Source organism: Terrilactibacillus tamarindi (assembly GCF_009718825.1).
In the GTDB taxonomy this organism is placed as follows: Bacteria; Bacillota; Bacilli; order Bacillales; family Sporolactobacillaceae; genus Terrilactibacillus; species Terrilactibacillus tamarindi.
The window spans coordinates 1-14,359 of the sequence record NZ_WNHB01000035.1 but is presented as its reverse complement, the minus strand read 5'-3'; the positions used below and the strand labels follow the sequence as shown (position 1 = coordinate 14,359).

General features: G+C 35.8%; 14 protein-coding genes. 11 read left to right on the top strand and 3 right to left on the bottom strand.

What is annotated here, in order from left to right:
• Nucleotides 1-158 precede the first annotated feature (158 nt).
• On the top strand, nucleotides 159-632 hold the full coding sequence (locus GMB86_RS14925; RefSeq protein WP_155221284.1) for a CcdC family protein: 474 nt from the start codon (nucleotides 159-161) through the stop codon (nucleotides 630-632).
• Between the two features lie 94 nt (nucleotides 633-726).
• Here GMB86_RS14925 and GMB86_RS14920 read toward each other — a convergent pair whose 3' ends face one another.
• A complete protein-coding gene (locus tag GMB86_RS14920; RefSeq protein ID WP_155221282.1) occupies nucleotides 727-1,728 on the bottom strand; it encodes an acyltransferase family protein in 1,002 nt (333 codons plus the stop codon).
• 357 nt (nucleotides 1,729-2,085) lie between these two features.
• Between GMB86_RS14920 and nagA the strand changes: the two genes are divergently transcribed.
• From nagA to acnA, 4 genes are all read left to right on the top strand, one after another.
• Nucleotides 2,086-3,264, top strand: a complete 1,179-nt coding sequence (nagA, locus tag GMB86_RS14915; protein WP_155221280.1) for an N-acetylglucosamine-6-phosphate deacetylase — start codon at nucleotides 2,086-2,088, stop codon at nucleotides 3,262-3,264.
• Complete coding sequence (gene nagB, locus GMB86_RS14910) at nucleotides 3,261-4,001, top strand: glucosamine-6-phosphate deaminase (protein WP_155221278.1); 741 nt, start codon at nucleotides 3,261-3,263, stop codon at nucleotides 3,999-4,001. Before nagA ends, nagB begins: the two co-directional genes overlap by 4 nt.
• A gap of 15 nt (nucleotides 4,002-4,016) precedes the next feature.
• Nucleotides 4,017-4,742, top strand: a complete 726-nt coding sequence (locus GMB86_RS14905) for a GntR family transcriptional regulator (RefSeq protein WP_155221276.1) — start codon at nucleotides 4,017-4,019, stop codon at nucleotides 4,740-4,742.
• A 239-nt stretch (nucleotides 4,743-4,981) separates the two neighbouring features.
• The gene (gene acnA / locus GMB86_RS14900; protein WP_230459142.1) at nucleotides 4,982-7,702 is read left to right on the top strand and encodes an aconitate hydratase AcnA; all 2,721 of its coding nucleotides are present in this window, start codon (nucleotides 4,982-4,984) and stop codon (nucleotides 7,700-7,702) included.
• A 904-nt stretch (nucleotides 7,703-8,606) separates the two neighbouring features.
• On the opposite strand, the gene GMB86_RS14895 is transcribed toward acnA, so the two are convergent.
• Both GMB86_RS14895 and GMB86_RS14890 read right to left on the bottom strand, forming a co-directional pair.
• On the bottom strand, nucleotides 8,607-9,980 hold the full coding sequence (locus GMB86_RS14895; RefSeq protein WP_155221272.1) for a dipeptidase: 1,374 nt from the start codon (nucleotides 9,978-9,980) through the stop codon (nucleotides 8,607-8,609).
• Between the two features lie 43 nt (nucleotides 9,981-10,023).
• On the bottom strand, nucleotides 10,024-10,623 hold the full coding sequence (locus GMB86_RS14890; RefSeq protein ID WP_155221270.1) for a DedA family protein: 600 nt from the start codon (nucleotides 10,621-10,623) through the stop codon (nucleotides 10,024-10,026).
• A 125-nt stretch (nucleotides 10,624-10,748) separates the two neighbouring features.
• On the opposite strand from GMB86_RS14890, the gene GMB86_RS14885 reads away from it, so the two are divergent.
• From GMB86_RS14885 to dat, 6 genes are all read left to right on the top strand, one after another.
• Nucleotides 10,749-11,324, top strand: a complete 576-nt coding sequence (locus GMB86_RS14885; RefSeq protein ID WP_155221268.1) for a GNAT family N-acetyltransferase — start codon at nucleotides 10,749-10,751, stop codon at nucleotides 11,322-11,324.
• Nucleotides 11,325-11,414: 90 nt separating this feature from the next.
• Nucleotides 11,415-11,534: an FbpB family small basic protein gene (locus tag GMB86_RS14880; RefSeq protein WP_329602960.1), complete on the top strand. Its 120-nt coding sequence runs from the start codon at nucleotides 11,415-11,417 to the stop codon at nucleotides 11,532-11,534.
• A 174-nt stretch (nucleotides 11,535-11,708) separates the two neighbouring features.
• Nucleotides 11,709-12,245, top strand: coding sequence for a GrpB family protein (locus tag GMB86_RS14875; RefSeq protein WP_329602959.1), 537 nt, complete (start codon nucleotides 11,709-11,711; stop codon nucleotides 12,243-12,245).
• A gap of 36 nt (nucleotides 12,246-12,281) precedes the next feature.
• Nucleotides 12,282-13,052, top strand: coding sequence for an SGNH/GDSL hydrolase family protein (locus tag GMB86_RS14870; protein WP_155221264.1), 771 nt, complete (start codon nucleotides 12,282-12,284; stop codon nucleotides 13,050-13,052).
• Nucleotides 13,053-13,137: 85 nt separating this feature from the next.
• Nucleotides 13,138-13,254, top strand: coding sequence for a small acid-soluble spore protein P (locus tag GMB86_RS14865; RefSeq protein ID WP_230459141.1), 117 nt, complete (start codon nucleotides 13,138-13,140; stop codon nucleotides 13,252-13,254).
• A 230-nt stretch (nucleotides 13,255-13,484) separates the two neighbouring features.
• A complete protein-coding gene (gene dat, locus GMB86_RS14860) occupies nucleotides 13,485-14,339 on the top strand; it encodes a D-amino-acid transaminase (RefSeq protein ID WP_155221261.1) in 855 nt (284 codons plus the stop codon).
• Nucleotides 14,340-14,359: the final 20 nt, after the last annotated feature.

The window sequence follows — 14,359 nt, the reverse complement described above, 5'->3', positions numbered from 1 at the left end:
TTTTTTGTATTCTACTTAAATTAATTTAGGGTAATGAATGAGCGTATTTATATAAGATCTAAGGAACTTCTTAATAGGTTAGACACCCTCTCATATGTTATAGTGATTTATATTGTTTAAAGAATTTCCCTTAAAGAAATTGTCTAGAAGGTGATTGAATGCTTGTTGAAATATTAAGTTTATGTATCGGTGTATTATTCGCGGTTTCTGTCATTATGGTTCGGTTAAAGGCATCGACAAGACCGACAAATGCGAAAAAAATATTGTTGCCTCCGATCTTTATGTCGACTGGAGCTTTGATGTTTCTAGTTCCAGCTTGCAGAGTGAGTTGGAAAGAAGCTATGATTGCCTTTATGATTGGTATGTTATTTTCCATCCTATTAATAAAAACATCCAAATTTGAATGGAAAAATAATCAAGTCTATTTAAAAAGATCCAAAGCTTTTATATTTATTTTATTAGGTCTTCTACTCATTCGAACAATCATGAAAATAATGGTTGAAAAGAGTGTAAATCTTCCCCAAACGAGTGGCTTGTTTTTTATTCTTGCCTTTGGAATGATTTTACCATGGCGGATCGTGATGTATATAATGTATAAACAATTTATTACTAACCAAAAAGCCATTTCATAAATGATATAAGATAAGAATGGATTTTTGAATATGATGAACAAAAACATCTCCCTATTACTACGCTAGGCGAGATGTTTTTGTTCATTCTTTTGATTTAATGTAAAACATTTTTTAATAACTTAGGCATTCTAACTTCAACCAATGGTCTCATAAATGTTCTTACAGGACGACTTGCGAGAATATAACAAAGAAGAATGGATCCAATAAATAAAACAGAATAGGCATAAATGTTTTGTATTTTTTCATATAAAGGTAAAAGCGTAACGATTTTTATAAAAAAGCCATGGAGTAAATAGATATATAACGTTTTTTCGCCTAATGTTGTAAATGACCAATGTTGAGAAGGAATAAGGGCTAAAAATGAAAAGGTCGTTACTAAGGTTAAAACATAGAGTGAAAGTCTAATGAATCCCCCAAACCAACTTGAAACGCCTAAACTTTGATAGGATGATGAGTTGAGTAGCCACGCCTGAATATCATCTGGAAAAAAGAAATAACTGATTGAAAATATGACAATTAAGACAATTAAAGAAGGATATTTAATTCTAGGCTTTCTTAAAATTTTAAAATGCTCTTTCTTTAAAAGATATCCCAAATAAAAGATGGGGAAAAAAGCGAATGTACGAGAAAAACTCAAATATGATCCGATTTCATTAAGATAACCTGCTAGAATCCCGATAAGGACGGCTATTGGAAAACCATAAACACCCAACTTAGAAAAAAGCGGAAGTAGCAACTGCCAACTCAGTAAACTAATAAGAAACCATAATGTCCAATGGGGTGATAATAAATCCAAAGAAAATTGATCTTCGTACCCAGTAAGATAGTAAAAACCTGAGTAAATCACCTGAAAGACTAAATAGGGAATCATAGTTTTTTTTATCAACTTCTTATAATAACCTGGTTTATTAAATCCTTTTGAAAAATAACCAGAAATTAAAATAAAAGCGGGCATATGAAAGATAAAGATAAATGTATAAATTGTTGAGATAATATGCGTATCTGATTTTAGGGACGTGATACTGTGTCCAAAAACCACTAAGAGAATTAAGATAAATTTCGCATTATCAAAGTAATTGTCTCTAACTTTAGACATTTTGATCCTCCTTTTGCACCTTATACATATAGTTTTCGAGAATAATGGTTTGCTTTGACTACTGAAAAGAAACTGTTAAATGAATGAAATATTCTGGAATTCATTTAACAGCTATCGGATATTAGCTAGTATGTTTCTTAAAATTATCTCAATTGAAGCATTTCCGATTATAGAATACGCCTCTTAATGAACAATTTCTACTATATTGGTCCAGTATTAATCCCTCAATTTTAATCTAATTAAACATTAAAAAACGGTATCGTTGGTTAACAAACTGTAATAATAAAACTAATACTATAGATGTATAGACAACCATACATAATGCTGATATAATTTAATTAAAAGGGGCGAAGAGACATGGCGATTTTAACAGGATGTTCAATCTATTCAGATCAAAATTGGATTAAGCGAGGAAGTATAAAAGTTGATCACGAAAAAATCGTTAACCTATCAAGTAATCGGATGATCGAAGAGGGACGAGAAGAAGTGTACCATTTTCCTGAGACATACAAATGTTTACCGGGAATGATTGATAGCCACATTCATGGAGTAGCTGGAGCAGATACGATGGACGCAACGCCTGAAGCATTCAGTATAATGTCTCATAGCCTTCCAAAAGAGGGTACAACCAGTTTCCTAGCAACCACAATAACCCAATCAGAAGAAGCTATTGAAAAAGCCCTTTCAGCGGCTTATTTATACATGCAGAATCAACCATCAGGTAGGGCAGAGGTCCTTGGTATACATCTAGAGGGACCCTTTATCAATCCCAAAAGAGCAGGGGCCCAGCCTGTTGACTATATAAGAAATGCTGAGATAGAGCTATTTGAAAAATGGCAAGAGCTAGCAGGTGGAAATATCAGAGTGGTGACTCTCGCACCTGAGATAGGCGATAACCTTAATTTTATCAAATACTTAACTAAACACTCTGTTGTCTCTTCTATTGGTCATTCAGATGGATCTTATGTTGATATAACTAGAGCGGTTCAAGCGGGGGCTACTCAAGTCACACATTTGTATAATGGCATGAAGGGATTGCATCACCGAGAGCCAGGTGTACTCGGGTCTGCTTTTATTATTCCTGAACTTTATGCAGAACTTATCTGTGATGGCTATCATGTCTCTAAAGAAATGGTGAACCTTGCTTATCAAATTAAAGGAAAAGACAAAGTCATTTTAATTACGGATGCCATGAGAGCAAAGTGTCTGAAAAATGGTGTGTATGATTTGGGAGGACAAGATGTCTATGTTCAAGATGGAATGGCTAAAACAGTCCATGGAACTCTTGCAGGCAGTCTGTTGAAAATGAAGGATTCAATTCAAAATATGTTAACATTTACAGATGCCAAATTAGAAGATATTGTTCAAATGGGAGCGATCAATCCAGCAAAGCAGTGCGGAGTTTATGATAAGAAAGGATCACTCGAGATAGGAAAAGATGCTGATTTAATTGTCCTTAATGAGAAGAATGAACATGTTTTTACGATGTGTAGAGGAAAAGTCGCCTATGATAGAAGGGAGAAGTCATCATTATGAAACTGATTCAAGTCAAAGACAAAGATGAAATGAGCCGTTTAGGTGCAAAACACATTATTCATCGAGTGAATAATCAACCTAAGCTAGTTTTAGGCTTAGCTACTGGTGGAACCCCTTTAGGGACGTATCATTATTTAGTAGATGAGTATAATAAAAAACGAATTTCATACCAAGATGTGACGACGGTTAATTTAGATGAATATGTTGGGTTGACTCAGAAACATCCGAATAGTTATCATACGTATATGGAGGAAAACCTGTTTAAATTTATCGATATTCCTTTAAACAAGACGCATATACCTGATGGAAGTGCCGATAATTTGGATAAGGAATGTCAAGAATATGACACTCTTATTGAATCACTGGGCGGAATCGATTTACAATTACTCGGTATAGGGGAAAACGGTCATATTGGATTTAATGAACCGGGTACTTCATTTGATCAAAGAACGCATGTCATTGAATTGACTGAATCAACACGCGTGGCCAATGCCAGGTATTTTTCCAAAATAGAAGATGTCCCTAAGTTTGCAATCACAATGGGGATATTAACGATATGTGAGAGTAAAGAAATTGTATTATTAGTTTCAGGAGAGAATAAGGCGGAGGCGCTAGACCAATTATTAAGACAGAAAAAAGAGGATGAAGCGTTTCCTGCTTCGGCTTTAATTCACCACCCCAATTTAACCATTTATGCAGACGAGTCAGCACTTTCTCTATATAAAAGTAAACGTTAGGATAGAGGCGTTTTTATGATCGACAAGCAATCACCTATTCCGATCTATTATCAGATTGAAGAATATATAAAAAAAATGATTGAAAATAAAACATTTAATCCGGGGGAAGCCATTCCTTCTGAAAGAGAATTCACTGAGATGTTTGAAGTCTCACGTATGACCATTCGGCAAGCTCTGACAAATTTGGTCAATGAAGGCATATTGGTAAGAAAAAAAGGAAAAGGAACATTTATTTCTGAGGGTAAAATTGAACAACCCTTACAGGGATTAACGGGTTTTTCAGAAGAAATGGAAAAGAGAGGACTTGTACCTTCAAGTCAATTACTTGAGTTCAAGATTTTGCAGGTTCCCGAGTCTATGACAAAACAGTTAAAGATGAGCCTGAATCAGAAAGTATACGAAATAAAACGTATTCGTTATGCAGATCAAATCCCTATGGCCATAGAAACAGCTTATGTTTCTTGTGATATCATAAAGGATTTACACGAAGAAGATACGTTACAGTCATTGTATGCCTATTTAGAAAAACAAGGATTGAAAATTGGGCATGCTAGTCAAACGTTAGAGGCTTCATTGGTTACAAAAGAGGATGCTAAGTTATTGGATGTTCCTGAACATTCTCCCGTTCTCTTGATCGATCGTTTGACATTTCTTTCAGATAATCGGCCATTGGAATTAGTTAAATCCATTTTTAGAGCAGATCGATATAAGTTTGTCATTGATATTCAACGCAAGGATTAATCTAATTAGTTTACGTATCCCTCTAACAACCCTTTAGGCACGAGTACTAAAGGGCTTTTTACATGTTTCTCATTTATTCATTAAGTCGAGAGAAGGTTAGATGACGATACCATAAAAAATATCAATAGATAATGATCTGATAGTTCAATTTTACTTATCTTTCTGAATGAATTATCATAATTATAGAGTAAGTGTGGCAAAAAAGATCGAAAACTAGGGGTGAAGAGATGGAGATAACCATGAATAATAAGAAAAAAGATATATTTCAAGCCCGGGATCATTTCATGAGTAGTGGAAAAAAATATAGCTATTATAAGCTATCTTCATTAAGTAAGTATGGTGAGATTAAGAAATTACCGTATTCTATCAAGGTTTTATTAGAATCTGTGTTAAGACAATATGATGGTAAAGTAATAAAAAAAGAACATGTTGAAAATTTGGCGAAATGGGGAACAGCGAATTTAGACAAATCAATTGATGTACCGTTCAATCCTGCTCGTATTATTCTTCAAGATTTTACAGGTGTTCCCGTCGTTGTAGATCTTGCCTCTTTAAGAAAAGCGATGGCAGATCTTGGCGGGGACCCAGATAAAATTAATCCAGAAAAGCCGGTGGATTTGGTTGTGGATCATTCTGTTCAAGTTGATCGATTTGCTTCCAATGAAGCTTTAAAGTTTAATATGGAAAGAGAATTTGAACGTAATGGTGAGCGCTATAAATTCCTAAAATGGGCTCAACAATCATTTGAAAATTATCGTGCCGTTCCACCAGCGACTGGTATCGTGCATCAAGTGAACCTTGAGTATCTGGCATCCGGTGTTCTTCAGACTGAGGAATCAGACGGTTCTCGAGTGGCCTTTCCTGACACTCTTGTTGGAACAGACTCACATACAACCATGATTAACGGATTGGGTGTATTGGGCTGGGGAGTTGGTGGGATTGAAGCAGAAGCTGGAATGCTTGGTCAACCTTCCTATTTCCCTGTACCGGACGTTATCGGTGTTCGCTTAACAGGAACACTTCCTGAAGGAACAACAGCGACAGATTTAGCTTTAAAGGTAACAGAAATGCTTCGAGAAGAAAAAGTTGTTGGTAAATTTGTTGAATTTTTTGGTCCAGGTATGTCTCAAATGTCTCTAGCTGACCGTGCCACGATTTCAAACATGTCGCCAGAAAATGGAGCAACGGCGACATTTTTCCCAATTGATACCGAAACGATTAATTACTTGAGGCTAACCGGTCGAAGCGATGAACAAGTGCAATTAGTTGAGGATTATTGTAAACAAAATGGCCTTTTTTATACACCTGAAAAAGAAGTTCCTCATTATACAAAAGTGATTGAACTTGATTTATCAACTATAGAACCTGCACTAGCTGGCCCTAAACGTCCACAAGATCGGATCCCTCTATCCAAAATGAAAGACGAATTTAATGAATCATTAACTCGTGAAGCAGGGAATCATGGCTTTGGCTTAGATGAAGATGAGATCACTAAATCAACGTTTGTCACTTTATCTGATGGTGAAAAAATAGAATTAAAAACAGGCGCAGTCGTCATCGCGGCTATTACAAGTTGTACGAACACCTCAAATCCAAGTGTGATGCTTGGTGCAGGGTTAGTCGCCAAAAAAGCAGTGGAAAGAGGTCTGAAAGTACCAAGTTATGTCAAAACGAGTTTAGCACCTGGATCTAAAGTCGTCACCGATTACTTAGATGACGCAGGATTAACCCCCTATCTTGAACAATTAGGGTTTAATACAGTCGGTTATGGTTGTACGACATGTATAGGAAATTCAGGGCCTCTTCCAGAAGAAATTGAACAGGCGATTAAAGATCATGATTTGACGGTATCTTCCGTTTTATCTGGAAATCGAAATTTCGAAGGACGCATTCATCAATTAGTCAAAGCAAATTATTTGGCTTCTCCGCCTCTAGTGGTAGCCTACGCATTAGCTGGTACCGTTAACTTTGATTTAGTAAACGATTCGTTTGGAAAGGATCAAAGTGGGAACGAGGTCTATTTCAAAGATCTCTGGCCAACAAGAGATGAAATTTCGATGTTGTTAACCCAATCTGTCAGTCCGGACATGTTTAAGAAAGAATATTCACGTGTTTTTGAAGAAAATAAACGTTGGAATGACATATTAACGACTGAAGGTCAATTATATGAATGGGATGCTGATTCGACCTATATTCAGAATCCACCTTTCTTTGAAAATTTATCTCCAGAACCGAACAAAATTCAGCCATTAAAGGACTTAAGAGTTATTGGGAAATTCGGTGATTCCGTCACAACCGATCACATTTCACCAGCTGGAGCGATTGCCAAAAATAGTCCTGCTGGACAGTATCTATTGGCTAAAGGGGTCCCTACTCGAGATTTTAACTCTTATGGATCAAGACGTGGAAATCACGAAATTATGATGCGTGGTACATTTGCAAATGTGAGAATACGTAACCAAATCGCTCCTGGAACCGAAGGTGGGTATACAACATATTGGCCAACAGGAGAAGTGATGTCCATTTACGATGCTGCTATGAAATACAAAGAAACAGGAACAGGACTCGTTGTATTTGCTGGCAGTGATTATGGAATGGGAAGTTCACGGGACTGGGCAGCCAAAGGTCCAAATCTCCTCGGTGTCAAAACCGTCATTGCAGAAAGTTACGAACGAATCCACCGGAGTAACCTTGTTATGATGGGTATTTTGCCGCTTCAGTTCAAAGCAGGTGAGAATGCAGGGAGTCTTGGCTTAACAGGTGAAGAAATCATTGAAATCGATATTGATGAAAATATCAAACCAGGAAAAGAGGTTAACGTGACCGCTATTTCCGAAGGTAAGGTGAAAAAATTCACCGCTATTACTCGATTTGATAGTGATGTCGAGATCGATTACTACCGACATGGTGGGATATTACAAATGGTTTTAAGAAGAAAACTTGAAGAAACAAACCTTTAAATTTTTTAAAAATAAATGTATATAAATTTGAACTCTGGTAACAATAGTTAGGGAAGAAGTCATTAAGTTATTTAGTCAATCGGATAATTTAAGGAGATGGTAGCGTTGGAAAAAGTAGGATTTTTTACAATGTAACCTACTTCGAAAGAGGTGTCTCCGAAAGATAATTAACCGAAAGTCCTAGACAACTTCATTTATCTTCTTCATTAGGAGCTCTACCGATACGGTAGAGTTCCTATTTTTTTTTAAAAACAACGAATATAAATCGTCATAGTGGTTAGACTAGTGATTGAAGAAGGCTTAAGGTCTTAAAGTAATCGGATTTGTTTAGGAGATGATTTCGTTGACTAAAACGGTATGTTTTACAATGGAATAAGGAAAACCTTTGAAAGAGGTGTCTCCAAAGAACAATACCGAACGCTTATAAACTACTTCTTCGAAAAGAGCTCCGTCCAAGCGGCGGAGTTCTTTTTACATTTTTTTAATTTAGTTAAGTATAGTTTTCAAAAAAATGGTTAAGTTATTGGTAGGAGAAAGACATTTAGTGTTATATGTATTCGGTTATTTTTGGGAGTTGTTGCATATGATGATGCAGCGAACCTGGGAAAAGGTGACTCTAATAAAGATAGCCCAATAGTATAAAAACTTTGTCCTTATCTCCGTAAAGAGCTTTGTCCTCGGACAAAGCTCTTTTTAACATAACAATCAGTAGGGGATAAAGGTCGAAGTTCACTTTATCATTAAATAAATGTTAGAATATATTGAAAAAATAATTTCAATATGTTATATTTAAATAGCAAAATGACAGCGTTTACAAAATCGTTTGGAGACCTAAAGAAGAGTGTGGGGAAACGTACGTAAATTCAAAAAAGAGCTTTCAAAGCGAAAGCTCTTTTACAAAGATTTAAGACAATTTTTCTTTAACGTTGAAGAGAAAGTCAACAAGTGATTCTAATCCTTTGTCAAAATTCTCTAGGTGAAAATGTTCATTTGGAGCATGGAAGTTCTCTTCATCTAAACCAAAACCCATGAGTACGGCAGGTAAACCGAGAGTGGTATTAAAAAGTTCAACGATGGGAACTGATCCGCCCATTCGAGCATATACTGGATCAACACCGTAAGAAGATTTAAGGGCATCTCCTGCGGCTTCGATTGCTGGATGGTCATATGGCGTTAAAAATGGCTTTGCTTGATCATGCCATGTTATGGCTAGTTTTACACCAGTAGGCAAATGGGATTCCAAATGTTTTTGTAGCAGGGCAGCTATCTCTTTAGGTTCTTGATCTGGAACAAGACGACAAGTGATTTTAGCATGGGCTTCAGAAGGAATAACTGTTTTAATACCTTCGCCTTCAAAACCGCCGTATAATCCATTTACTTCAAGTGTTGGTCTAGCCCAGATACGAGCCAAAGTTGGATAGCCTTCTTCACCATACAAGGCGTCAAGTTCCAATTGAGTTTTAAGGTTTTCATCTTGTGATAATTCCATACAAGTCTTCATCTCTTCTTCAGAAATAGGCTGAACAGCGTCGTAAAAACCGTCAACGGTGACTTGCCCTTTATTGTTATGCATGGTTGAGAGCAATTCTGTTAAAGCATGAAGAGGATTCTGAACGGCGCCACCATATATACCTGAATGAAGATCGTGACTGGGACCTTTTAACTCGATTTCAAATGCGCACATGCCGCGTAGACCATAACAAACAGTCGGTTTGTTTTTTCCTACCATTGTGGTATCGCTAACGAGTAAGATGTCTGAAGAAAGTAATTCCTGGTGATTTTCAACGAATCCATAAAGGTTTGGACTGCCAATTTCTTCTTCACCTTCAATACAGAACTTAACATTAACAGGGAGTTCACCATTTGTCTTTAATATGGCTTCAACCATTTTAATGTGCATAAACACTTGTCCTTTATCATCGCTTGCACCTCGTGCAAAAATTTTATTATCTTTTATAACGGGTTTAAACGGTTCTGAGTGCCACTTGTTTAACGGATCAACCGGTTGCACATCATAATGACCATATATGAGAACAGTTGGCTTCCCATCTGCGTGTAACCAGTCAGCATAAATGACAGGATGTCTTTTGGTTTCCATAATTTGAATATTTTCCAATCCAGCTTCTTTTAATGCGTTTGATAACCAGTTTGCAGCTGCTTTGACATCGCTTGAATGTTCTGATTGGGCACTAATACTTGGGATGGAAAGAAAGTCTTTTAGTTGGTCTAAATGTTGGTTTCGGTGATCTTTTAAAAAGTTTTTAATAGAATCGGTCATTGTTTGTACTCCTCCATGATAGATCAATTTGTGTGGGGGTATATTAAGGCTTTAACGAACGTTTTTGAACTATTTTAATACTGATATAAATCAAGATGAGTAAAAGGACAACAAGCAGAATGATATGCATATAAGGTCCTGTCACGTCTTTAATCTTATTCCAATTTTGGCCTAACTTTTCACCTAGATAGACAAAAATAATGGCCCATGGAATCGTAGCAAGAATGGTAAATAACAAAAATGTTTTTAAAGACATTTTGGCAATACCAGCGGGAATTGAAATGGCTTGTCTTAGAACAGGGACAAAACGAGCAAAAAATACAACACCGGCACCATATCGTTTAAACCATTGCTCTGTAATATCAATATGTTTGTTATGTATTAAAAAATATTTTCCATACTTAGTTAGGAATGGTCTGCCGCCATAGTATCCGATGTAATAGAGTATCAGCTGTGCAATCGTTATACCAATGACTGCAAATATTACGGTGAAATAAAAGTTTAGATGTCCTAAAGACACCATAAAACCACCGTAAGCTAAAACAAGTTCACTCGGGATAATTTCAATAGCAAGAGCAAGAGCAACACCAAAATACCCAAGGCTTACGATAGCATTCAAAAGTTGCATGATTACATGTGTCATGTTATGTCCCTACTTTTCTAATTATTATTATACCCATTATAGCCAATTTTTGATCATCGTGGTATTTATTTATTATATGAAAGACAATTCAGAAAATAGGCATTAAAATGAAAGGATGAACGCATATGTCGTTATATCCTGAATTTACAACACCACGGCTTAGGTTCCGTCAACTTGATATAAAAAACGATATTGAACCTGTTTATCAACTTTTTTCAGACCCAGAAACGATGCGCTTCGATGGTGGAGAGCTAATGACAAGTCGTGATGAAGCCAGAGATTTAATCCATGCTTTTTCTTCTTTTCAAGCACCAGCAGTCAGGTGGGCTGTGATTTTACGTAAAAATAATCAATTTCTAGGATCTTGTGGGTATCATCATATAGATCATTATAACCAGAAAGCTGAACTTGGTGGAGAACTCATCAGACAATATTGGCGCCTTGGTTTTGCAAGGGAAGGATTATTTGAACTTCTTAGGTTTGGGTTTGAAAGAATGAACTTCAATCGAATTGAGGCATGGATTTCGCCAGAAAATAGAGCCGCAATTCGAACAATTAAATCCGTACCATTTCTAGAAGAAGGGTATCTTCGTCAATGTCAGCGATGGGGAAATCACTTTGTTGATATGAAAATCTATAGTTTAATTCGAAGAGATTGGGAAATGTTTAATGAACAAAGAAAATTTTCGAAACCTTTGTAATACTTTTTGCGTAAATGGGTATTACTATAACTAAATTACACAAGATATTCAAAAAATTAAACTTAAAAAAATATAAAGGCGGTTATGAATATGAAAAGAAAATTATCATTTAAAGAACTTGTTAATCAGAATAAATCTGAAATTTTAAAAGATCAAGCCATTATAGAAAAAATTGAACAAAAAATCGATAAAAAACTTGGCTTGCGATAATCGTAAAAAAGAAAATATACTTCAAAAAACCACAAGGACAATTTCTTGTGGTTTTTTGATTGGAGTAAAAGACGCTCTTATACATCCTATTTTTAAACGAGTGCAAATGGCGATTTTATGATACAATAAATGTCGAAATTTCGTTAATCTTTATTCCTATTTGGAGGTTAGATCGTGAATCAAATAAATAGAAAAGTTGAGGTTGTCCCATATACTACAGATTGGGTCAAGCAATTTGAAAAAGAATCATCGAGACTTAAGCACGTATTATCTGACCTTTTAGTCAATATTCATCATATAGGTAGCACATCCATTCAAGGGATGTCGGCAAAACCAACGATTGATATTATGGTTGAAGTGAATAATATTGACCAAGTGGACCGATATAAGGATCAAATGGCGTCCCTAGGCTATGAATCTCTTGGTGAGAATGGGATTAAAGGAAGACGCTATTTTCATAGATTAGCCGAAGATGGCGTAACACAACTAACACATGTACACGTGTTTGAACATGGTAGTGTAACTGCCATTCGTCATTTAGCATTTCGAGACTTTTTAAGAGCCCATGAAGATTTGGCAGTCTTTTACAGTCAATTAAAGACAAAGCTGAGCACACAATTTCCATACGATATCGAAAGTTATATAGAAGGAAAAGAGGTTGCCATCAAAAAAATTGAAGAACAAGCGTTAATTTGGTGGTATGAGAATTAATGAAGGGAGGGTTTTAAGATAAAAAAGACAGTTGTTGTGATAGTTGGACTTATATGTATTATACTCGCGACTTTTTTGGTTATCAATCAACAGTTTCATCTATTAAATAAAGCTAAAGCCCTTGTTCATGTACAACAAAAAACAAATAAACCTATTCAAAAGAAAACCCTTAACATCGTTGCTATTGGTGATTCATTAACACAAGGTGTGGGTGATGAAAAAAACCATGGTTATGTAGGAGCAACAGTTGAGAAGTTGAATCAATTAAAAACAGTTAGACATGTCAATGTGGCTAACTTTGCACATAAAGGAGATAAAACGCAGGATCTCCAGTTAGTCTTGAAAAAAGATCACGTACAAGATAAGTTAAAACAAGCTAACTGTATTTTCATGACTATTGGGGGAAATGATATTACTGGCGTTTTGCGTACAAGGCTACTAAATTTAAAGGAACAAGATTTTAAAAATGAGCAAGTAGCGTACGTAGAAAGACTAAATACCATATTAAAAACGATTAGGAAATTGAACCCTAAAGCACCGATCTTTTTATTTGGACTTTATAATCCCTTTGAAGACTATTTTGCTGATGTGAATAATCATTTTGTCCAAATACTTGGTGATTGGAATCATGAGACAGAATCGACTCTCGCTAAGTATTCAAACACTGTTTTTATTCCAACTTACAAAACGTTTAAAGGGAAAGGTGATAAGCTCCTTTTTGAGGACCATTTTCATCCTAATCATGAGGGGTATGGTCTTTTGTCTGATCTTTTATTCCTAAAAATTAAAGAGGATCTTTCTTTGTAAAGACAGGTATATCTAAATCAAACATGTCCATCCTAATACTTAATTCGCCATGTGTGCGAAGAGAAATAAAAAAGGTGGGGTCATGATGGCGGATAAAAAGAGACATTCCAATCAACAAAATGGTAATCCTAAACCCTTAAGTGGGAACAAAAAAGCCAAACAAAGACAAATGACAAGACAAAACCATGGTGAAGGAAGTTAACCTTCGTAAAGCCTAAGCCTAAGCCTAAGCGAAAGCCTGGTTGGAGAATACAACTCCAACAGGCTTTTGTTTTTTTATTTCGGATGATTTTGATTGGTTCAGGCTGACAATCGGTAAGGGAACCCCACCGATTAAAGTTTCACTTTTTATACACTTACAACCTAAAATGGTATAATTCTAAACAATCAGTAACTAACCCAATAAGCCTATAAACAAGGAGATGAGTGTTCATGTGTGTGATTCTTTATAATGATCAATTTGTAGCTAGAAAAGAAGGGAAAGTCGACATTGAAGATAGAGGATATCAATTTGGTGACGGTATATATGAAGTATTTCGCGTTTACTATGGCAAGGTTTTTCTTATGGAATGGCACCTAAATCGCCTGCAACGAAGTATTAATGAGCTTTTTTTAACACTACCTTATCCAATCGAACAAATTGAGAAAAATATATATGCGCTTATAGAAAAAAATAATATCGTTGATGGAACTGTCTATCTTCAAATAACACGAGGAGCTTCAGGTCGAAATCACCTATTTCCGACAAATACAAATCCTGTGCTTATCGCGTATACCACTCATTTAAAAAGAGAAGAGGCGGTTGTTAAAGAGGGAATAAAAGTAAGCCTATTAGAAGATATCCGGTGGTTGCGTTGTGATATTAAAACATTAAATTTACTTGGAAATGTTCTAAATAAGGAAAAAGCACATCAAGAAGGATCAAAAGAAGCAATTCAACATCGTGGTGACATTGTGACTGAAGGATGCACTTCGAATGTCTTTATCGTAAAAGGCGGCGTCTTAATTACACATCAAGCGGATCATTTTATCTTAAATGGTATAACGCGTATGTACGTATTAGAATTAGCCGCTAAGTTAGGCATTAAAATTGAAGAACGTAACTATACGATCAACGAATGTCTCCTAGCAGATGAAGTTTTTATAACGAGTACTGGGGCAGAGGTGACACCTGTTATTCAAATAAATGATCATCTCATTAATGAAGGAAAGCCTGGCCCGATAACAGAACAACTTTTTTCAGAATTTGAAAATGAAATTAAAAGAATGGGAATGATTTCCAAATAATAGTCGTTAAATGTGAAAAC

Bases quoted from the DNA above. Each gene is read 5' to 3' on its own strand.
- GMB86_RS14895 (WP_155221272.1), bottom strand. From the start codon at position 9,980: ATGACCGATTCTATTAAAAACTTTTTAAAAGATCACCGAAACCAACAT.
- GMB86_RS14925 (WP_155221284.1), top strand. From the start codon at position 159: ATGCTTGTTGAAATATTAAGTTTATGTATCGGTGTATTATTCGCGGTT.
- GMB86_RS14905 (WP_155221276.1), top strand. From the start codon at position 4,017: ATGATCGACAAGCAATCACCTATTCCGATCTATTATCAGATTGAAGAA.
- nagA (WP_155221280.1), top strand. From the start codon at position 2,086: ATGGCGATTTTAACAGGATGTTCAATCTATTCAGATCAAAATTGGATT.
- acnA (WP_230459142.1), top strand. From the start codon at position 4,982: ATGAATAATAAGAAAAAAGATATATTTCAAGCCCGGGATCATTTCATG.
- dat (WP_155221261.1), top strand. From the start codon at position 13,485: ATGTGTGTGATTCTTTATAATGATCAATTTGTAGCTAGAAAAGAAGGG.
- GMB86_RS14880 (WP_329602960.1), top strand. From the start codon at position 11,415: ATGAAAAGAAAATTATCATTTAAAGAACTTGTTAATCAGAATAAATCT.
- GMB86_RS14865 (WP_230459141.1), top strand. From the start codon at position 13,138: ATGGCGGATAAAAAGAGACATTCCAATCAACAAAATGGTAATCCTAAA.
- nagB (WP_155221278.1), top strand. From the start codon at position 3,261: ATGAAACTGATTCAAGTCAAAGACAAAGATGAAATGAGCCGTTTAGGT.
- GMB86_RS14920 (WP_155221282.1), bottom strand. From the start codon at position 1,728: ATGTCTAAAGTTAGAGACAATTACTTTGATAATGCGAAATTTATCTTA.
- GMB86_RS14885 (WP_155221268.1), top strand. From the start codon at position 10,749: ATGTCGTTATATCCTGAATTTACAACACCACGGCTTAGGTTCCGTCAA.
- GMB86_RS14890 (WP_155221270.1), bottom strand. From the start codon at position 10,623: ATGACACATGTAATCATGCAACTTTTGAATGCTATCGTAAGCCTTGGG.